This is a genomic window from Salibacterium lacus (assembly GCF_042684865.1).
In the GTDB taxonomy this organism is placed as follows: Bacteria; Bacillota; Bacilli; order Bacillales; family Marinococcaceae; genus Salibacterium; species Salibacterium lacus.
On the sequence record NZ_JBHUML010000002.1, the window covers coordinates 341217 to 359829 of the forward strand.

At 47.9% G+C, this 18613-nt stretch carries 20 protein-coding genes and 1 tRNA gene; 19 read left to right on the plus strand and 2 right to left on the minus strand.

Annotated features, from left to right (window positions below; genetic code table 11):
* Nucleotides 1-75: 75 nt before the first annotated feature.
* The 3 genes from steA (at nt 76) to ACFSUB_RS02540 (ending at nt 2629) form a co-directional block, all read left to right on the plus strand.
* Nucleotides 76-1182: a putative cytokinetic ring protein SteA gene (gene steA, locus ACFSUB_RS02530; protein WP_380711607.1), complete on the plus strand. Its 1107-nt coding sequence runs from the start codon at nt 76-78 to the stop codon at nt 1180-1182.
* The gene (locus tag ACFSUB_RS02535; RefSeq protein ID WP_380711608.1) at nt 1179-1859 is read left to right on the plus strand and encodes a glycosyltransferase family 2 protein; all 681 of its coding nucleotides are present in this window, start codon (nt 1179-1181) and stop codon (nt 1857-1859) included. Before steA ends, ACFSUB_RS02535 begins: the two co-directional genes overlap by 4 nt.
* A gap of 131 nt (nt 1860-1990) precedes the next feature.
* Nucleotides 1991-2629 carry a hypothetical protein gene (locus tag ACFSUB_RS02540; RefSeq protein WP_380711609.1) on the plus strand — a complete coding sequence of 213 codons (639 nt, stop codon included), beginning with the start codon at nt 1991-1993 and terminating at the stop codon, nt 2627-2629.
* Nucleotides 2630-2640: 11 nt separating this feature from the next.
* Here ACFSUB_RS02540 and ACFSUB_RS02545 read toward each other — a convergent pair whose 3' ends face one another.
* Nucleotides 2641-2880: a DUF2627 domain-containing protein gene (locus ACFSUB_RS02545; RefSeq protein WP_380711610.1), complete on the minus strand. Its 240-nt coding sequence runs from the start codon at nt 2878-2880 to the stop codon at nt 2641-2643.
* A gap of 260 nt (nt 2881-3140) precedes the next feature.
* Between ACFSUB_RS02545 and lpdA the strand changes: the two genes are divergently transcribed.
* From lpdA to ACFSUB_RS02590, 9 genes are all read left to right on the plus strand, one after another.
* Entirely contained in the window at nt 3141-4559 is a 1419-nt protein-coding gene (gene lpdA, locus ACFSUB_RS02550) for a dihydrolipoyl dehydrogenase (RefSeq protein ID WP_380711611.1), read from the plus strand.
* Between the two features lie 25 nt (nt 4560-4584).
* Nucleotides 4585-5601: a thiamine pyrophosphate-dependent dehydrogenase E1 component subunit alpha gene (locus ACFSUB_RS02555; protein ID WP_380711613.1), complete on the plus strand. Its 1017-nt coding sequence runs from the start codon at nt 4585-4587 to the stop codon at nt 5599-5601.
* Nucleotides 5592-6575: an alpha-ketoacid dehydrogenase subunit beta gene (locus ACFSUB_RS02560; RefSeq protein WP_380711614.1), complete on the plus strand. Its 984-nt coding sequence runs from the start codon at nt 5592-5594 to the stop codon at nt 6573-6575. Before ACFSUB_RS02555 ends, ACFSUB_RS02560 begins: the two co-directional genes overlap by 10 nt.
* 12 nt (nt 6576-6587) lie before the next feature.
* Nucleotides 6588-7844, plus strand: a complete 1257-nt coding sequence (locus tag ACFSUB_RS02565) for a dihydrolipoamide acetyltransferase family protein (protein ID WP_380711615.1) — start codon at nt 6588-6590, stop codon at nt 7842-7844.
* A gap of 98 nt (nt 7845-7942) precedes the next feature.
* A complete protein-coding gene (locus tag ACFSUB_RS02570) occupies nt 7943-8365 on the plus strand; it encodes a BrxA/BrxB family bacilliredoxin (RefSeq protein ID WP_281244669.1) in 423 nt (140 codons plus the stop codon).
* A 362-nt stretch (nt 8366-8727) separates the two neighbouring features.
* Nucleotides 8728-9084, plus strand: coding sequence for a hypothetical protein (locus ACFSUB_RS02575; RefSeq protein WP_380711616.1), 357 nt, complete (start codon nt 8728-8730; stop codon nt 9082-9084).
* Between the two features lie 106 nt (nt 9085-9190).
* Nucleotides 9191-9265 (plus strand) — tRNA-Arg (locus ACFSUB_RS02580).
* Nucleotides 9266-9355: 90 nt separating this feature from the next.
* Complete coding sequence (locus ACFSUB_RS02585) at nt 9356-10375, plus strand: aromatic acid exporter family protein (protein ID WP_380711617.1); 1020 nt, start codon at nt 9356-9358, stop codon at nt 10373-10375.
* Nucleotides 10376-10413: 38 nt separating this feature from the next.
* Nucleotides 10414-10965 (plus strand): L,D-transpeptidase, encoded by a 552-nt coding sequence (locus tag ACFSUB_RS02590; RefSeq protein ID WP_380711618.1) that lies wholly within the window; start codon nt 10414-10416, stop codon nt 10963-10965.
* Nucleotides 10966-11005: 40 nt separating this feature from the next.
* Here ACFSUB_RS02590 and prli42 read toward each other — a convergent pair whose 3' ends face one another.
* Nucleotides 11006-11098 (minus strand): stressosome-associated protein Prli42, encoded by a 93-nt coding sequence (prli42, locus tag ACFSUB_RS02595; RefSeq protein WP_177195433.1) that lies wholly within the window; start codon nt 11096-11098, stop codon nt 11006-11008.
* A 107-nt stretch (nt 11099-11205) separates the two neighbouring features.
* On the opposite strand from prli42, the gene ACFSUB_RS02600 reads away from it, so the two are divergent.
* The 7 genes from ACFSUB_RS02600 (at nt 11206) to ACFSUB_RS02630 (ending at nt 18429) form a co-directional block, all read left to right on the plus strand.
* The gene (locus tag ACFSUB_RS02600) at nt 11206-12339 is read left to right on the plus strand and encodes a M20/M25/M40 family metallo-hydrolase (protein ID WP_380711619.1); all 1134 of its coding nucleotides are present in this window, start codon (nt 11206-11208) and stop codon (nt 12337-12339) included.
* A 96-nt stretch (nt 12340-12435) separates the two neighbouring features.
* The gene (locus tag ACFSUB_RS02605) at nt 12436-13632 is read left to right on the plus strand and encodes a DNA polymerase IV (protein ID WP_380711620.1); all 1197 of its coding nucleotides are present in this window, start codon (nt 12436-12438) and stop codon (nt 13630-13632) included.
* A 123-nt stretch (nt 13633-13755) separates the two neighbouring features.
* Nucleotides 13756-16113, plus strand: a complete 2358-nt coding sequence (locus tag ACFSUB_RS02610; RefSeq protein ID WP_380711621.1) for a hypothetical protein — start codon at nt 13756-13758, stop codon at nt 16111-16113.
* Nucleotides 16110-16403 carry an EscU/YscU/HrcU family type III secretion system export apparatus switch protein gene (locus ACFSUB_RS02615; RefSeq protein WP_380711622.1) on the plus strand — a complete coding sequence of 98 codons (294 nt, stop codon included), beginning with the start codon at nt 16110-16112 and terminating at the stop codon, nt 16401-16403. Before ACFSUB_RS02610 ends, ACFSUB_RS02615 begins: the two co-directional genes overlap by 4 nt.
* An 86-nt stretch (nt 16404-16489) precedes the next feature.
* Nucleotides 16490-16927 (plus strand): YaaR family protein, encoded by a 438-nt coding sequence (locus tag ACFSUB_RS02620; RefSeq protein WP_380711623.1) that lies wholly within the window; start codon nt 16490-16492, stop codon nt 16925-16927.
* Nucleotides 16928-17116: 189 nt separating this feature from the next.
* Nucleotides 17117-17578, plus strand: a complete 462-nt coding sequence (locus tag ACFSUB_RS02625; protein ID WP_380711624.1) for a low molecular weight protein-tyrosine-phosphatase — start codon at nt 17117-17119, stop codon at nt 17576-17578.
* The gene (locus tag ACFSUB_RS02630) at nt 17575-18429 is read left to right on the plus strand and encodes a fructosamine kinase family protein (RefSeq protein WP_380711625.1); all 855 of its coding nucleotides are present in this window, start codon (nt 17575-17577) and stop codon (nt 18427-18429) included. The genes ACFSUB_RS02625 and ACFSUB_RS02630 overlap by 4 nt, the downstream gene beginning before the upstream one ends.
* Nucleotides 18430-18613: the final 184 nt, after the last annotated feature.

An 18613-nucleotide genomic window follows, 5' to 3' on the forward strand; every position in this document is an offset into this window, starting at 1 on the left:
CGTGGCATCTTTCTCCCGCTTTTATGCATGTTCGGTCCTGTTTTATGTCCATACTAGAAGAAGGAGGCGAAAAAGGTGGATAAATGGACAGGAAGAGCGAAGTATCATGAACGGACCAAACAGCTTGTGAAGACGATAACCCCGGGAGATATTGCTGTTCTATCCCATGAAGATATTGATGCTTCCGCGGCGGACAGTTTAATACATGCCAAAGCTGGGGCAGTACTGAATATGAAAGCATCCATGAGCGGCAGTATCCCCCAGGATGGCGTGCAGCGTCTGCTGGAGGGCAATATTCCCGTTTTTGATATACAGACAAAAGGAGTCGGTCCGTGTCTTCATGAGAGAGACATCGAAATCATCGAAAACAGACTGTTTCTCCCGTACAGCGGCAGGTTTTTGGAAATGGCGGTTCTTACGCGTTATACGGGAAAACGGCTGGTGGATCTTCAGAGACAAGCGGAAGCAAAACGGGAACATTTACTGGCATCTTTCATCGAGAACAGCCTCGCCTGCGCCCAAAACGAACTGACTTCATTCCTGGAGCATTGGCATGATTGGGGAAGTGGCAGTTCCCTTTCCGGCAGAGACGTATGTATTGTGATCCGGGGGGCGGATTATATGAAAGATCTCGAATATGCTAAAAAAAATATCCTGCCGGCAGATATGTGCCGGATTGCGGTGGACGGAGCGGCTGATGGCATGAGGGAAATCGGGCTCTGCCCTGATTATATAATTGGGGACATGGATTCTGTCAGCAGGGAGTCTCTGCAGTGCGGCGCGCGTCTTTTTGTGCATCAGGGACCGCGGGGAAAGACGCCTGGTTTTGATCAGATCAACCGCTGTAATCTGGAGGCGGAGACGATCCGGTTCATTGGATTAAGCGAAGACGCCGCTGCTGCATTTGCCTTAAAGGAAGGGGCCTCGAGAATTTACATGGTGGGAGGACATCGTGATATGGAAGAGTACTGTTGCAAAGGAAGAAAAGGGATGGGCTCTTCTTTGTTAATGCGTATGCTTGCCGGGAGCCGTTTCATTGATCTAAAAGGGATCCACCATGCGGGAAGGAGCCGGTATGATAAGTGGTGGAAGATAAATGAAAAATGGAGAAGCCGGTATCGCTTTCCCATCAAGGGAAAAGCAGCGTTCCGCCGAGTGGAAGGAGGAAGTTCAAAGTCATGAATGTCAGTGTCATTATACCTGCTTTTAACGAAGAACAACACATTCGCAAAACGATTCATGCTGTCCGGCAGGGGGGATGGGCCGGTGAAATTATCGGCGTCAACGACGGCAGCAGGGACCGGACCGGGCGGGTTCTGGAACATACATGCGACACTGCCATATCGTTTATAAAAAATCACGGAAAAACCGCAGCGGCAAAAGCGGGATGGATGGCAGCCAGAGGAGATGTGATCGTCACATTGGACGCAGACCTGAGGGAAAGTGCGGTGTACGGCATGGCGCTGCTTGAGCCTTTGTACCTCGGAACAGCCGATTTGGTGATTGGAACAGCTCACTCGCAGAAACAAAGAGGAATGGGCATGCTGAAAAAAAGGGTGCAGTATGTCCTGAAAGAACGGTGCGGCCTTTCCCTGAACATGCCATTGTCCGGACAGCGGGCTTTTTTCCGGAAACATCTCGATCTGTTTCAACACCTTCAGGCCGAGCGTTTTGGGTTGGAAACGATGATGAATCTTCATGCACATGAGACAGGATTGTTGATTCAGGAGGTAGAGGCTCCTTTCCTTCATCAGGGAAAGGGCATAGGTCTTAACGGCTTTTTACACCGGGGAAGGCAGTGGCTGGAGGTGGAACGTTGTTTGAGGAAATACGGACGCTCGCCCTCTTCTCCTCGATAATAGTTCTATACTCGACAGCGGTCTCCCGGTTGTTCCATTGGAAGCAATGGAACGTTAAAAATTACCGTGGAAAAACAATTCCTTTTTCAGCTGGTGCTTTTCTTTTTTTGTTCATATGGATGTATGTGGTGATGTATGAGCGGACGCCGGAGGCCGGGGTATTTCTTATGTACACTGCTGCTGTAGGTGCAGCGGGCTGGCTCGATGATAGAAAGGGGGAAGTGTATCCAAAAGGAATCCGGGGGCATGTTCGATTCTTCAAGCATAAAAAAAAGCCTACTACCGGTATTATGAAAATAGTTATAACATTAGCAGCAGCTGTTGTGGCAGCAGTTTTTACCGGGGAATCCCCGATTGAGATGATGGCTGCTTTCATGCTGTTTGTTCTTTCTCCCCATGTTTGTAATCTGCTTGATACAAGACCGCTCCGGGTATGGAAATGGTCAGCCTGTCATGGGGCGTTGTATCTGTTGTTCACAGGCGGAAGCTTTACAATGCCGCTTACTGCCGCAGGGGTGGGATTTATCGGAATTGCAGCGTGGGCCGTGCTGGAAGGGACAGAACGCACTCTTCTTGGGGACAACGGAGCAGCGGCGGCAGGGGCGGTGCTTGCCTGGACAGCCGTCCTAATACTTCCTCTTTGGACTCAGCTGTCCATTGTTATGGTCTATGTTCTTCTTACGGTACTTTCAGAATATATTTCCTTCCACCGTGTTATCTCTCGTTTTCCGCTGCTCGCCTCGTTGGATCAGGCCGGTAGAAAAAAATGAAGAATACCGGGCTATTTTGATCCCGCTCTGCGGCGGATGCCTGGTTTATTTCTTTTACGGTCCCGGTGCAGCACAAAGCCGGAAATAAACCAGATACCAAATACAAGAAGCAGGGCACCGGCGGTGAACTGCAGCCATAGAAATGGGAACGGGGGCTGCTGAATCTGAAACAATGTATCTCTCATCAATTTTATACCGAGCACGGATAAAAAACCTGGTATAACGAGTATAAGCAAAGCAATGATGCGCATGGGCATTCTCCTTGTTTGAATTCAGGTGGCGCTTCCTTAAAAGGGCAGGATGCCTATGGTGGAGACACCCACCTTGTTTTCAAATTTATTGTAAGGGATGAACAGCGGCGGTGCAAGTTTTAAATACCTGTACATGAAAGAAACATAAAATGTTAAAATGAAGCATTGATGAAGATGTTTTCCCGGATTGCTGGAAGAACTCTCGCTAAATATGCTACAGTTTTTACGTAGATACATGTAAAAATAGAGGAGGACCCAATTTGCCCAAAGAATATGACCTGGTCATTATAGGAGCTGGTACAGGTGGTTATACAGCGGCCGTCAAAGCAGCAAAGGAAGGCTTGAAAACGGCTGTTGTTGAGAAGGATCGGGAGGGAGGAACCTGTCTGCATCAGGGATGTATTCCAAGCAAAACCCTGCTCAAAAGTGCAGAAATGTACAGGGAAATGCAGGAAAGTGCGCAGTACGGCATTTCCACTTCTGATGTCACCCTTGAATTCGACAAGGTCCAGAGCCGGAAAGACAGTGTAGTCGAACAGCTGCACCGGGGTGTTAAAAGTCTGATGAACAAAGACAGCATCGATATTTATAGAGGAACCGGACGTATATTGGGACCTTCCATTTTTTCGCCGAGAGCAGGGACGATATCGGTGGAAATGAATGACGAGCAGGAAAATGCCATGCTGCTGCCGAAACATGTTATGATTGCCACAGGTTCCAGGCCCAGACAGCTCCCCGGTTTGGAAGCCGATGGAACAACTATTCTGACTTCTGACCATGCCCTTCAGCTTCATAAACTTCCGGCTTCCATAATTATTGTCGGTGGGGGCGTGATCGGTGTTGAGTTTGCTTCCATGATGTCAGACTTCGGTGTAGAAGTGACGGTGATGGAGAATACATCCCGGCTGCTCCCGAACGAAGACCAGGACGTAGCGAAGGAAATGGAAAAGACCCTGAAAAACAGAGGGGTTCATATTTATACGGACAGCCATGTGCTGGAAAAGAAACACTCGGATGCAGATTCGGTCACACTGCACGCAGAACAAAATGGCCGGCAGTTCGAACTCACTGCCGAAAAAACGTTATTATGTATTGGCCGGCGCGCAAACATAGAAGATATCGGGATTGAAAACACGGACATCGAGACGGAAAATGGGGTTGTCGTGACAGACGGCACAGGACGGACGAAAGAAACACACATATATGCCGTCGGCGACGTCCGGGGAGGCATGCTTGCCCATACAGCATCCAAAGAAGGAATCAACGCGGTGGATCATATGCTTATGCGCACGCCCGAACCGCTGGATCCTGCACGGGTTCCAAGATGCACATACAGCCGCCCGGAAACAGCTTCCATTGGATGGACCCAGGAACAAGCGGAGAACAAATATGATTCCGTAAACGTTTCACGTGTACCGTTTCAGGCATTGGGACGCGCCGTTGTGCACGGGCATACGGATGGATTTGTTAAATTTGTCGTCAATGGAGACAATGATGACCTTCTCGGTGTTCATATGATCGGCAGTGGTGTAACAGAGTTAATATCCGAAGCTTCTCTTGCTATGCTGGTGGATGCGGCGAATACAGAACTGACTGAAACGATACACCCCCATCCGTCTCTTTCGGAAATATTCGGCGAAGCAGCACTTGCTGTGGAAAACAAAGCCATACATTTTTAATCAAAGAAAACAGGAGGTAGTTCATATGTCCTCACCAACATATGAAAGACTTGGTTTATCAAAGAACCAGGTGCTTTCCATGTATGAAACGATGCTTCTTGCGAGAAAAATTGACGAAAGGATGTGGCTCTTAAACAGAGCCGGTAAAATTCCTTTTGTCGTTTCGTGCCAGGGACAGGAAGGAGCCCAGGTGGGTGCTGCGATGGCACTTGAAACCGAAAAAGATTATATCCTTCCCTATTACCGGGATCTTGGATTGGTGCTTCATTTCGGCATGACGCCCGTGGATATTATGATGCAGGGATTTGCCAAAGGTCCGGATCCCAACTCAGGCGGCAGGCAGATGCCCGGCCATTTTGGACAAAAAGAAAACAGGATTGTCAGCGGCTCCTCGCCGGTAACAACCCAGCTCCCGCATGCCGCCGGATTCGGTCTCGCTGCCAAGATGGAAAAAAAAGATTTTGTTACGATGGTAAGTTTTGGAGAAGGATCGGCCAGTCAGGGAGATTTCCACGAAGGAGCCAATTTCGCAGGGATACATAACTTACCGGTCATTTTTTTCTGTGAAAACAATAAATATGCGATTTCTGTGCCGATGGAGAAACAGTCCGGCAGTGAATACGTTTCAGATCGGGCCGCAGGATATGGTATGCCCGGTGTGACGGTGGACGGTAATGATCCGCTTGCCGTCTATGAAGCGGTGAAACAGGCGGCGGACCGTGCCAGAAACGGGGAGGGGCCGACACTCATCGAAACCCTTACTTATCGTCTCACTCCGCACTCGAGTGATGATGACGACAGCTTTTACCGCTCGAAGGAAGAAATCGAGCAGGCGAAAAAAGAAGACGCTGTCCATACTTTTTCTGCCTATCTGAAAGAAAATGGCGTGTTAACAGACGCCGCAGAACAGGATATGCTGGAACGTATCAAGCATAAAGTGGACGAGGCGACAGACCGGGCGGAAGAGGCCCCTTACGGCAATCCGGAGAGTTTGTTTGATTATGTATACGCAGAACAGGACGGTGAGCGTACATGGCAGTGATGACCTATATTGAAGCTGTAACAGCAGCCATGCGCGAAGAAATGATAAGAGATGAAAAAGTATTTGTGCTCGGAGAGGACGTTGGTGCCCGAGGCGGTGTTTTCGGGGCAACAAAAGGTCTTTTTGAAACATTCGGGGAAGAAAGGGTTATTGATACACCGCTGGCGGAATCTGCGATTGCAGGTGTCGGTATCGGCGCGGCCATGTATGGCATGAAGCCAATCGCTGAGATGCAGTTTGCGGATTTCATGCTGCCGGCTGTCAATCAGATTATTTCTGAAGCAGCAAAAACACGTTATCGTTCCAACAACGACTGGAGCTCTCCAATCACCGTGCGGGCTCCTTACGGCGGGGGCGTACACGGCGCGTTGTATCACTCGCAGTCACTGGAGTCATTGTTTAATCATGTACCGGGGCTTAAAATCGTTATGCCTTCCACGCCGTATGACGTTAAAGGACTGCTGAAAGCGGCAGTCCGGGACCCGGATCCGGTTCTGTTTTTTGAACACAAACGGGCCTACCGTTTAATTAAAGGAGAGGTGCCGGAAGAGGACTATACGCTGCCAATCGGTAAAGCCGATGTAAAAAAAGAAGGAAGCGATGTAACAGTAATCAGTTACGGGCTCTGTCTTCAGTTTTCCCTGCAGGCAGCGGAAAAGTTGGAAGAGGAAGGGATTTCCACCCACATTCTTGACCTCCGCACCGTGTACCCGCTTGACCGGGAAGCGGTTATCGAAGCTGCTTCCAAAACCGGAAAAGTACTGCTCGTAACAGAAGATAATAAAGAAGGAAGTCTGATGGGTGAAGTGGCCGCTGTCATTGGTGAACACTGCCTGTTTGACCTGGATGCGCCGGTGCAGCGTCTGGCAGGTCCCGATGTACCGTCCATGCCTTACGCTCCGCCGTTGGAAAAGCACTTTATGATGAACCCGGAGAAAGTGGAAGCAGCTATCCGGGATTTAGCGGAGTTTTAGGAGGAGAGGCACATGTCTGAACAAATTAAAATGCCCCAGCTCGGGGAAAGTGTAACAGAAGGAACTATTACGAGGTGGCTCGTTCAACCTGGTGACCGGGTTGATAAGTATGACCCTATTGCAGATGTGACAACAGATAAAGTGAATGCAGAAGTACCCTCCTCGTTCGCAGGCATCATTGAGGAGCTTGTGGCGGGTGAAGATGAAACAGTTCAGGTGGGAGACTTGATCTGTTATATCCAAACGGCAGATAAAGGTACAAATACAGAGAACGAGGAGCAGCAGGAAGCTTCCGGAGAGTCCGAACCCAAACAAGCAGAAGAAAGCACGGAAGAACCGATGAAAACCCGGTATTCTCCGGCTGTCATGCGGCTGGCACAGGAGAACGGCATTGATTTGACCCAGCTGAAAGGGTCAGGCCGTGAAGGCCGTATCACCCGCAAAGATGTAGAAAAACACATAGCTGCTGGTCCAGCTCCAGCTCCAGAGCCGGAGAAGCCAAAAGAAGATCCTGCCCGTTATCCGACGTATAAAACAAAACCACCTGAAGAAATGGAAGCATTGTCCGAAGATAAAGAAATTCCTCTTACTCAAATGAGAAAAGCAATTGCTTCCAACATGGTTAAAAGTAAAGAAGAAATTCCGCATGGATGGACGATGGTGGAAGTTGATGTTTCCAACATTGTCGCTTACCGGGATCGTATTAAAGATGAATTCAAAGAAAAAGAGGGTTTTTCTCTTACATTTATGCCCTTTTTCATGAAAGCGATCGTGGAAGCTCTCAAAGAGTTTCCGGAAGTGAATTCGGTTTGGGGCGGCGACAAAATCATTCATAAAAAAGACATTAACATTTCCATTGCCGTTGCGGCGGAAGATTCCCTGTACGTTCCGGTCATTAAAAATGCGGACGAAAAGAGCATCAAGGGACTTGGAAAAGAAGTACACTCCCTGGCCAAAAAAGCGCGGCTCGGCCAATTGAAACAAGAGGAGATGCAGGAAGGCACGTTTACAATAAACAATACGGGGTCATTTGGATCGGTGCAGTCCATGCCGATTGTAAACCACCCTCAGGCTGCCATCCTGTCGATTGAATCCATCATCAAAAAACCTGTCGTTGTTCAGGATGATATGGTAGCCATCCGAAGCATGGTCAATCTCTGTCTTTCCCTCGACCACCGCATTCTTGACGGTTTGATCTGCGGACGCTTCCTTGCCCGGATTAAAGAAAAACTTGAAGGGTTTCAACTGGACCGGGAGCACATTTATTAAGAATCATTTCGAAACCTTCAAGCTCTGTTGCTTGTACTGTTTTAAGCTTTTGAGCTACAATAATAGTGAATCATTTTAGAAATGAAAGGATGATACACATGGATTTTAATTTCTATGTCAACGATATCGTGGGGCCTGCAAGACAGGAAATGGAAGATGCCGGTTATCAACCGCTCGGTACCCCGGAAGAAGTGGAAACCACTTTGTCACAGGACGGAACGACACTTGTTATGGTTAACTCTGTCTGTGGTTGTGCCGGAGGAATTGCACGTCCTGCAGCGGCTTACATGAAAAATTATGAGAAGCAGCCGGACCGTTTCGTGACGGTATTTGCCGGACAGGATAAAGAAGCAACGGATACGGCGAGATCTTATTTTACCGGATATGCCCCGTCTTCTCCTTCCTTTGCGCTGATTAAGGATGGAGAAATCAAGCGCATGGTGGAACGTCACGAAATCGAAGGGCACGAGCCGATCGAAGTCGTCCAGCAGCTTGAAAAAGCACTGGATGAACATTGCTGATGAAAGCAAGAGGGAGCTGTATCAAAAGGTACAGCTCCTTTTTTTGATAAAGAGAATGTGTGGCTGCCATTGAAAATAAGCGGAGTAGTGTCCACGAGTCATCGTTTGGTGGATACTATGCCGCTGAAATCAGGAATTAGAAGGGGCCGGTGGAAATCAAAGGACACGAATGGGCGGCAGTGTAGTTTTAGTGTCCACCAATACTACTTACACGATGCAGGCTGTTTGGCGGATTAGTGTCCATGGACCTGCTTTTTGTGAAGGCTTTCTCAGCAGGTGCAGCGAAGGAGATATCTTGCTCTTTGATGTGGTGGTGTGGTACTATTACCATGTCTTGATTATACATAAAGGGCGGAGTAACTATGAACGAGCTGTACAAAAAGATTCAGGAATACTTGAATATGGACACCGAAATTGGTTTTGAAGAATTTCGTGATTATTATCAAAACGTTATACAGTACCTTGATCATGAACAACAGGAACCGGATGAAACGGAGATATGGCAGTCGCTTTTTGTAGCGGAAAGTATTATGTCCAATGCAGAAAACCGTGCGAAAACCGTTAAGAACAATGCCGAACGGAAAAAATACAGGAAGATGAATGAACGGATGAACCTGTATGCGGGCCACTTCACCAAAAAGCTTAATCAGCTTGGGTATACCCAGGACGATATTGAATACCACTTTGATGATATGCTTGACGATGGAGTACATAAATAAGAAGTCTTCCTAAAGAAAAGACTTCTTATGATTCATTAATTTCCCTTGACGTTTCATCCACCCTTCGTTACAATGGAATTTGTCTTGTTAATGAGACACAAGCAATGCGCCTATGGTGAAAGGGATATCACTCGAGATTCCGGTTCTCGCATTCCAGGTTCGAATCCTGGTAGGCGCACCAATAATAATTTTTACATAGGATGAAACGCTGCACATGGGAATGTGCAGTTTTTTTATGAAATGACAAAATGACACAATAAAAGGAGTTCCTATGACTGGGTGGAAGATAGGTTATCGAACAGTAAAGACTTCCGTCGGCGCTGCCCTGTCTATATTCATTGCGCAGCTGTTGTCCCTTGAGTTTTACGTCTCTGCCGGGATTATCACTATACTGTGTATTTCGGTTACGAAAAAAGAGTCGATGAGGGATTCCTGGGAACGGTTTGTGGCTTGTCTGATCGGCATCGTCTTTGCGGCCGTGCTGTTTGAAGGATTTGGGTACCACTTTGTCTCCGTCGCCATCCTGTTTCTGCTTTTTATTCCGACAGCGGTTGCCCTTGGAGTCAGGCGCGGCGTAGTGACGAGTGCTGTGATCATTCTTCATTTATATACGTTTGAAAACATTTCCACTTCCATCATTGTAAATGAGATGCTGCTGATTGTTATCGGTATAGGAATTGCCCTTATTATGAACATGTATATGCCGAGCAGGGAGAATGATCTGATCTGGAAACAGGTGCATCTTGAAGATTGTTTCCGTGAAATATGGCGGGAGTTTGCCGTTTATTTGAAGGATGGGGAGGTCAGCTGGGACGGGAAGGAAATCGCAGAAGCTGCTTCCATTATTGAAGAAGCCAAAGGTATGGCACTGAATAATATTGAAAATCATTTTTTGCGCAACGATGATTACTTCTATCATTATTTTAAAATGCGGGAAAAGCAGTTTGATGTCATCAAACGAATCCTCCCTTTTATTTCTTCTCTGGACCGCACCGTCATACAGGGGAAAAAAATGGCTCTATTTCTGCAGGAGCTTAGTGAAGGCGTATCCCCCGGTAATACCGCAGAATATTTTCTCAATCAGCTTCATGCTTTAAAAGAAGAAATACAGGAGATGGAACTGCCGAAAACCCGTGAAGAGTTCGAAGTCCGTTCCTCTTTGTTTTACATCCTGAATGAACTTGAATCGTACCTGCTTGTAAAAAAACGGTTTAAGCCTGATTCTACGCGCACCCGCTCCGTTTCGGGAAAACGGTTGAATAGAGACCGCAAAAAGAGACAGGCTAGGTAAAAAAGCTGGTTACCCGCCAGGTTGAAGGTGTGGCTGACATGACAGGAGGACGTACACTGCTCGTTATGCTTGTAGTATCTGTGTTATGGCCGTTAAACCCGGTTCCAGAGCCCGGTGATCCGTATATCATTATTAATAAAAGCTCCAATAAGCTGGCATTTATTGATGGCGGAAGCATTGTGAAAGAATATCCGGTTGCGACAGGGAAAAAAGAGGAACTTACTCCGGAAGGGGAATTCACGATTACAGTGAAAGCTGTGCGCCCGTATTACAGAAAGCAGGACATACAGGGAGGAGATCCTGATAATCCGCTTGGAAGCAGATGGATAGGGTTTGATGCAGAAAACACGAATGGACGGGTATACGGCATCCATGGAACCAACCGTTCCTCATCCATCGGCGGTTATGTATCCAATGGCTGCGTGCGTATGCATAATGATGATGTGAATGAATTATTTGAGAAAGTCGAAAACGGAGTGAAAGTGTGGATTGAAAGCAGCCCGGAATCAATGGGGGATGCTGCAAAAAAACGAGGGGTGCTTTTTGACAGAAAACCACTCTATCTGAATGAGGATTTAAAAAAAATGTAAACGGCCCGGGAACCCGGACCGTTTTGTCATTCGGGACGGTTTAAAAGAAACTTGCGGCGCCGGTGAGCACAGTCCCGAGGACTAATGTTATAATCATAATGTAAATAATGATGCTCTGGAATTTCTTAGGCATTTAAATCCCTCCACAGACGAACTCTTTCTTTGTATTGTACTTAATGCCGCAATAAACCTCAACCATGAATTCGATGGAAGAAATCAATGCCACAGGAGATGAAAGCAATGATCAATGAAGAGAGACTGACCAACGAAATGCTGGAACTGGTCCGGATTGATTCAGAGACCGGGTATGAACAGGAAATCGCCGGACATCTGAAACAGCGGTTCGAATCGCTTGGATGTATCGTGGAAGAAGACGGTGCTGCCGGGGTGACCGGCCACGGCGCGGGCAACTTAATTTGTACGTGGCCTGCAGAAAAGATTCACGCAGAAGCGGATATGATTTATTTTACGAGCCACATGGACACGGTAACACCGGGTCAAAACGTCCAGCCTGTACTGGAAGACGGGGTTATGAAAAGCGATGGTACGACGGTACTGGGGGCCGATGACAAAGCAGGCCTTGCTGTCATGCTTGAAACCATCCGGTCCATACAGGAGGAAAATAAACCGCACGGTCCGGTCCAGTTTGTTATTACTGTTGGGGAAGAATCAGGTCTCAAAGGAGCCAAAGCGCTGGACACGTCTTTGCTGCGGGCAAAGATGGGATATGCGCTGGATAGTGATGGAAGTGTCGGCCATATAGTAACCAGCGCCCCGTACCAAAGTAAGCTGGAGATTAAAGTCAATGGCAGAAAGGCTCACGCCGGTCTTGCCCCGGAGAAAGGAATTTCTGCCATCACAGCAGCTGCCAGAGCTGTCAGCAGAATGCCGCTTGGACGTATAGATGAAGAAACAACCGCCAATATCGGAAGTTTTGAAGGAGGCGGACCGACGAATGTCGTCTGTGACGAAGTATCGATTGTCGCCGAAGCTCGTTCTTTATCGGAAGAAAAGCTGAATACCCAGGTCGAACAGATGAAATCGGCTGTTCAGAATGCTGCACAAAGTATGGGAACAACCTCGGAAGTGCAGGATACCTTGATGTACAGCGGGTATAAATTGGATGAGGAGGACCGGGTGGTCGCGCTGGCCTTCAAAGCAGCGGAAACGATTGGTCTGGAACCAAAAATGCTTCAGAGCGGTGGAGGTAGTGACGCCAACATTATAAGCGGGTACGGGATACCGACCGTTAATCTTGCCGTTGGGTATGAACATATTCATACGACGGATGAAAAAATCCCTGTATCCGAGCTGCAGAAACTTGCCGAACTGGTAACCACCATTATAGAGCAGGCTGCTTCTGAGGACCGTTAACCGGTGACGGAGAGTCTTTTTTTATAGACGGCGGATTTGTGTTGTGGACCCAGCCTGCACGATAGGCTGCTTTACACCGGCTGAAGGAGGCTGGAAATGGAGGAAAAATCCTGGAAAGGGAAAATTGTGTTTCATGTGGATATGAATAGTTTCTACGCGAGTGTGGAGCAGACCTATGACCCTTCGCTTCGCGGCAGACCGCTTGCTATCGCGGGAAACCCCAGGGAGCGCAGAGGGATTGTTGTGACAGCCAGCTACGAAGCCAGAAAATACGGTGTAAAAACAACCATGCCTGTATGGGAAGCCTTAAAAAAATGTCCGGAGCTTCTACTGAGGAAACCGGACTTTGACAAATACAGAAAGGCGTCGGCCGGGATATTTGAGCTGCTTGAAGAGTATACGGACATGGTGGAGCCTGTTTCGATAGATGAAGGTTATATGGATGTGACAGAAGCTTTCCAAAAGAGAGATGTTACAGGACTGGCTGTGGAAATACAGAATAGACTGCAGAGGGAGCTGGGTCTGCCTGCAAGCATAGGAATAGCTCCATGCCGGTTTCTTGCGAAAATGGCCAGTGATATGCAAAAACCGCTCGGCATTACGGTTCTGAGAAAACGGGATCTTCCACGGAAATTGTGGCCGCTCCCGGTGGAAGAAATGCACGGCGTAGGGAACAAGACCGCTGAAAAAATGAGAAGGATGCAGATTACGACCATTGGTCAACTTGCTTCCACGTCCAAGGACTCTTTGAAGGACCGGTTTGGCGTGAATGGAGGGAAACTTCATGAGCGTGCAAATGGAATTGATCCGCGCGATATTAATCCGGAGGCGGCCAATGAAGTCAAGAGCGTAGGAAAATCAACAACAACAGCCTATGATGTTACACAAAGACAGATGCTTCTGGATATTTTGAAAGATTTGTCCTCCAAAATGGCAGAACGAATGAAACGAAAACAGGTGTGTTCCAGCAACATCCAAATCACGATCCGATATAACAATAGAACGACAATAACAAGAAGCAGAAAACTTTTGAATCCGCTGTGGAATGAAGAAGATATCTATCATGAAGCTACAGCCCTTCTGGATAAATACTGGGACCATCATCCGGTCAGACTGCTTGGAATTACGGGGCTCGATGTCATTCCACTGGATCAGGCGTACAAACAGCTGGATCTGTTCACGTACGAACAGGAGATACAAAAAGAAAAACTTCACCGTACGATGACCGGTCTTGAAGAAAAGTATGGCTCCCGGGTCATTTCAAAAGGATTCCCGCAGCGAAATGAAAAATAAAGGCAGAACTCCCGGAAAATACAGCGGACAGATTTTCCGGGAATTTTTAATGCCGTTGTTTATTAAAGAGAACGGTGATGTGAGCCGATATAACAGGGAGACACAGAAAACGGGGGTGAAAGGATGCAGACACCTGTTTATTCATTTTCAGGTCAAGGCAGAAGTGGAGCAGACCGGATGCAGGAAGGAGGCGTCTACCGGGGCCGTGTTCTCGAACAAAACAGCAAAGGCGGGGCTCTGTTAGATCTGCAGGGAACGAAAATAAAGGCATCCTTTCAGGGCGGGATGCCGGCGAAAAACCAGGTGGCATTCCAGGTTACAGGGAATAAAGAAGGGGCACTTCAGGTACGGGCTTTACAGGAAGAAAGAGGCGGGAGCACCGTTTCTCTGAAGACGTCCGGTCTTTTAAAGAAAGTGGGAGTGCAGGATCCATCAGATGGAATGACAAAAGCGGCCAAAGTGATGCTGCAGTCCGGCTCCCCTCTGACAAAAGACAGCGCCGCGTCTGTACAGCGTTTCATGGACGAGGCAGACGGAAGCCTTGAACAGAAATTAAACACAATCAAAGCTGCGGCTGGAAAACAGGTGGACATGACACCGGCGAATCTCCAGCGCATCCATGACGGTCTGCACAGCAGCAGGCAGACTTCGGATTTTATGAATGAATGGACTTCTTCAAAGACGGGATCGGCCGCGGATGTTCCGCAGCTGGAAAAAACCGTGCAGCGCGCCTTACAGGCAGCCTCCGCTTCCCAGCATAAAGATATTCGTGAAGCAGCCGCCGCCATCAAGCAGAAGCTGCAGCAGGGCGGGTCCCTGGATCAGGCTGTACAGGCGGTAAAAAGCAATCTTCTTTCTCATCCGGATCTTTCAGAGGAAACAGCCGGCGTGCTGAAAAAAACTATACAGGAAGCGGAGTTCCTGGCCGGAACCGGACAAAAGAGGCTGATGCAGGCTCTTCAACATGTTTTTTCAGAGAAACAGGGGATGGATTCGGAGTCTGCTCAGCTGCTGCGGCATATGCAGCCCCTCCTTTCTTCCACGGTACCGGGGCAGGAGAATCAAGAGCTGCAGCAAATGCTTCAGCAATCCGGTGTCAAAGGAAACGATATGAGTCGTATTGTAAAGCTTACAGACCAGCTGATGCAGCTGGAGGAATCAGGACGGGGCCGAATCATGAATGCGATAGATCAGGGGGTGGCTGCTGGTGCAGGCACATCGAGTAATCAGACGTCCGCTTCCACAGGAATGCCGCCGGCCTCACCGGGGGAAGCGGTCGCTTTTTCTCAAGGGGCCTCCGCAGAACGCCCGTCATCTGTTCCATTTGAAACGAAACCAATGCTGGAAACAACCACCACCAACCGTATGGTGAAAGCAACCGATGAATTTCAGCAGATGCAAAAGAACACGATCAAACAGCTGGAACAAACCGGAAAGATGCTGGAACAGAACAGGCAGACAGCACCTCAGGCTAAACAGGTACTGGAAGCAGCCATTCACAAACTGGACCGTTCCATTCTTCGAAGTGACTTCACGTTGTTTACTGATATGAAAACGGAACGAAATATGCTTCAGGCAAGCGCCCGGCTTACAGAAGCAAAACAGCTTCTATCGAATGGGAAGTTTCAGTCGGCGTGGAAAGTTGTTGATGAAGTTCGCCAGTCGGTTCAATCCATGGAATTCAATGCCTCGGAGCAGAAAGTCAAGCAAATGATTACGCGGGAAGAAACAGCTGCTCGAAACACGGGAATGCAGCGGGCTGTGCAGTATACGGCGGATCAGGCACGCGCAGCTATGCAGGAACCGTCCTCGCGTCAGGTGTTTGAGCTTGTCCGTTCACTCGGCCTTAACCGCGAGCAGGAACTAGGACAAATGCTTACGACATCCGGCAGTCAGCAGCATCAGAACAAAGCCGCGCAGCAGAATATGAAAGACGCTTTGCTGCAGCTGATGAAGCATGAGAATGACGGAAGCAGCCTGCAGCAAAAGGCGGGCCAGACTCTATCTAATCTGACAGGCCAGCAGCTGATGAGCAAAACCGATCAGGGAAACAATATGCAGCAGCTGCTATTCAATCTTCCTGTCCCGTTGAAAGAAAACATGGAGGATCTGCAGGTATACGTGCAGGCGCGCCAGGACGAGGGGGAAATGGATTGGGAGAACTGCAACCTCTATTTCCTTATTGAAACGGCTTCGCTTGGTGAAACAGGAATCATGCTTCAAGCTTCTGACAGACAGCTTGCCATAACATTAAAAAATGACGATCCTGATTTTGAAAAAACAATGGCTCCGCTTGTCGAACAGGCCACCGAATCCATAAACGAAATAGGTTACAATATTCAGGATATCCGTTATCAGCCAATGTCCAGGCCTGGAGAAGAGCAGGCGGAGACTGTGAATCACAACGATATAACGGAAGAACGCCCGGAACCAGCGGAGCACCCATTTGAAACAATGAAAGGATTCGATTATAAAATATGAATCATACCGGTTACTTTAATCACGTTCAACGGAAACTGCAGAATGGTCCTTCTGCTGCCGTCATTAAATATGAAGACGGTCAGGCTCCACGTGTGACTGCGAGGGGCTCAGGAGAAGCAGCCAGGCATATTCTTTCCCTGGCAGAAGAGAACGACATTTATCTGCAGGAAGACCCAGGGCTGCTTGAAAGCCTGCTCGACATGGATCTTGGCGAAAATGTACCGCCGCAGCTTTACTCTGTTATTGCTGAAGTACTGATACTTATTGAAGAAATGGAAAGAAAATATTAAATCCTTTCTGCCATGATGCCGGTTGTGTTATTTGAAACGGCAGATATGGTAGAATACTCATAGAATGCCATGAAGGTCGTGATAAAATGGATATCCAAAAAATTATGCAGACAGGGACAGCTCCTCCCTCCAAAAAAACAAAAGAATCTCCGAAACCAGGTGTCCAGTTTTCTGAAGTGATGAACAACCGCCGAAATGAGAAGGCGTACGAACGCTTTACTAAAATGATCCAGGACATTGATGACCAGGGCAAAGCTCTGGCGGAGTCGCGGACAGTAGATGAACTGAAAAAATATAAAAAACTCGTAAAAGATTTTATGGAGTCTGTGGAGCAGGGACTGCATCTTGAAGAAAAACATGGTTTTAACCGCCGCGGACGTACGAAAGTATATAAAATCGTCGAAGAAGTTGATCAAAAGTTGATGGATTTAACAAATTCGGTGATGGATCAGCAGAAGTCCAGTATTGATATCCTCGATAAAGTCGGTGAGATTAAAGGGCTTCTTGTAAATATGTATGTGTAAAACAGCGCAGTGGTTTACGACGCAATAACGATGCAGCAGCGTTTTCGACGCCTCAATGAAGGCTCGGATGCGCTTTTCTTATAGCTGTTTGAAGGGTTCCAGGCGCCGTATCGTTATACATGCTCTGCCTTTTTGATTGCATGGACGGGCGGATGCGTTATAATAAGGATAAATGAGGTGCCATAAACAATGAGTGTAAACGTATTATTTTTATGTCTTGGCAATATCTGCCGGTCTCCGATGGCGGAGGCCGTCTTTCGTGATAAAGTGACAAAGGCCGGACTGGAAGATGAAATGGTAATTGATTCCGCCGGTGTCGGGCACTGGCATATAGGAAAACCACCGCATGAAGGAACGCGGAATTTGCTGGAGCGCCACGGCATCCCGTCAGAAAATATAAAAGCAAGACAGCTGACAGAGGACGATGCGGCAGCATTTGATTACATTATTGCGATGGATGACAAGAACATGAATGCTCTTTTGGAAGAAACAAAGGCCTGCCGGAAAAAAATGCTCGATTTTCACCCGGACAGGCAGGGGGAAGATGTCCCGGATCCTTATATGACCGGCGGCTTTGAGGAAGTCTATGACTTGATACATAGAAGTTGTGACGGGCTGCTTGAATGGATCCGAAAGAGGGAAAATATATGAAAGAGCTTATGCAGAAAACTCTCCGGGAGGCAGGAGAACAGGCAGAAATAAAAAACTACAGACAGTTGTCAGGGGGAAGCATCAGTCAGGCCTATCTTGTTGAAACCGCAGATACCTCTTATTTTATAAAGTGGCATGAGGAAGCACCGCTCGATTTTTTCCGTCAGGAAGCGCTCGGTCTTCAATTTCTTCAGGAAGCAAAAGCCCTTGCTGTTCCGAAAGTATATACGTGGGGGAAACATTTTATCGTCATGGAGGCTGTGACCGGGACGTCGTCTTCGCAGACGGAAGAGGAGCTTGGACGGGGGATTGCAGCACTCCATGCTGTAGAAGGGTCCATATTCGGTCTTGAAGAAGATAACTTTATCGGCGAGCTCCCCCAGATTAACAGCTGGGAGGGCTCATGGCTTCCGTTTTTAAGGAATAAACGGCTTCTTCCGCAGATTGAACTGGGCCGTTCCCTTGGACGTCTTCAGTCCAAACGCTCGGAGAAAGCGTACCGGCTTTTAGACCATCTGGATGAGTGGGTTCCGGATCATAACCGGCCGGTGAAAGTGCACGGGGATTTGTGGGGCGGCAACTGGCTGCCCGGCAGACAGGGTCATCCTGTTTTAATTGACCCGGCCGTCTGGTACGGAGATCCCGAATTTGAACTGGCCTTCACTCATTTGTTCGGAGGCTTCTCCAATACAATGTACCGGGCCTATGAAGAGTTCCACCGGCCTGACCCTCTGTTTGAAGAACGAAAACCGATCTATCAGCTGTATTATCTGCTCGTCCATCTGAATATTTTCGGCGAAAGCTATGGAAGCGCAGTCGATGCTGTATTAAATCGGTATACCAGATTTTAATAGGTTTTTTATGGATGAAGACAGTATAAGAGGATGTAAACCAAAGAAGGAATCCGGACGACGGCCCTCCATTGTAATCTGGATTGCGGCTGCTGCCCAGTTTTTTGTATTGTCTTTGACCTTTTCGTCATCTGGCTGCTTCTACAAGGGAGCCCACCTGTATTATTTCCTTTTGTTCACATAT

Excerpts from the sequence above, each read along its gene's own strand:
- ACFSUB_RS02560 (WP_380711614.1), top strand. The coding sequence starts at position 5,592 with ATGGCAGTGATGACCTATATTGAAGCTGTAACAGCAGCCATGCGCGAA.
- ACFSUB_RS02570 (WP_281244669.1), top strand. The coding sequence starts at position 7,943 with ATGGATTTTAATTTCTATGTCAACGATATCGTGGGGCCTGCAAGACAG.
- ACFSUB_RS02610 (WP_380711621.1), top strand. The coding sequence starts at position 13,756 with ATGCAGACACCTGTTTATTCATTTTCAGGTCAAGGCAGAAGTGGAGCA.
- ACFSUB_RS02605 (WP_380711620.1), top strand. The coding sequence starts at position 12,436 with ATGGAGGAAAAATCCTGGAAAGGGAAAATTGTGTTTCATGTGGATATG.
- ACFSUB_RS02555 (WP_380711613.1), top strand. The coding sequence starts at position 4,585 with ATGTCCTCACCAACATATGAAAGACTTGGTTTATCAAAGAACCAGGTG.
- ACFSUB_RS02565 (WP_380711615.1), top strand. The coding sequence starts at position 6,588 with ATGTCTGAACAAATTAAAATGCCCCAGCTCGGGGAAAGTGTAACAGAA.
- ACFSUB_RS02585 (WP_380711617.1), top strand. The coding sequence starts at position 9,356 with ATGACTGGGTGGAAGATAGGTTATCGAACAGTAAAGACTTCCGTCGGC.
- ACFSUB_RS02600 (WP_380711619.1), top strand. The coding sequence starts at position 11,206 with ATGATCAATGAAGAGAGACTGACCAACGAAATGCTGGAACTGGTCCGG.
- ACFSUB_RS02625 (WP_380711624.1), top strand. The coding sequence starts at position 17,117 with ATGAGTGTAAACGTATTATTTTTATGTCTTGGCAATATCTGCCGGTCT.
- ACFSUB_RS02590 (WP_380711618.1), top strand. The coding sequence starts at position 10,414 with ATGACAGGAGGACGTACACTGCTCGTTATGCTTGTAGTATCTGTGTTA.
- ACFSUB_RS02575 (WP_380711616.1), top strand. The coding sequence starts at position 8,728 with ATGAACGAGCTGTACAAAAAGATTCAGGAATACTTGAATATGGACACC.
- ACFSUB_RS02540 (WP_380711609.1), top strand. The coding sequence starts at position 1,991 with ATGTATGAGCGGACGCCGGAGGCCGGGGTATTTCTTATGTACACTGCT.
- prli42 (WP_177195433.1), bottom strand. The coding sequence starts at position 11,098 with ATGCCTAAGAAATTCCAGAGCATCATTATTTACATTATGATTATAACA.
- ACFSUB_RS02630 (WP_380711625.1), top strand. The coding sequence starts at position 17,575 with ATGAAAGAGCTTATGCAGAAAACTCTCCGGGAGGCAGGAGAACAGGCA.
- ACFSUB_RS02535 (WP_380711608.1), top strand. The coding sequence starts at position 1,179 with ATGAATGTCAGTGTCATTATACCTGCTTTTAACGAAGAACAACACATT.
- ACFSUB_RS02615 (WP_380711622.1), top strand. The coding sequence starts at position 16,110 with ATGAATCATACCGGTTACTTTAATCACGTTCAACGGAAACTGCAGAAT.
- ACFSUB_RS02620 (WP_380711623.1), top strand. The coding sequence starts at position 16,490 with ATGGATATCCAAAAAATTATGCAGACAGGGACAGCTCCTCCCTCCAAA.
- ACFSUB_RS02545 (WP_380711610.1), bottom strand. The coding sequence starts at position 2,880 with ATGCGCATCATTGCTTTGCTTATACTCGTTATACCAGGTTTTTTATCC.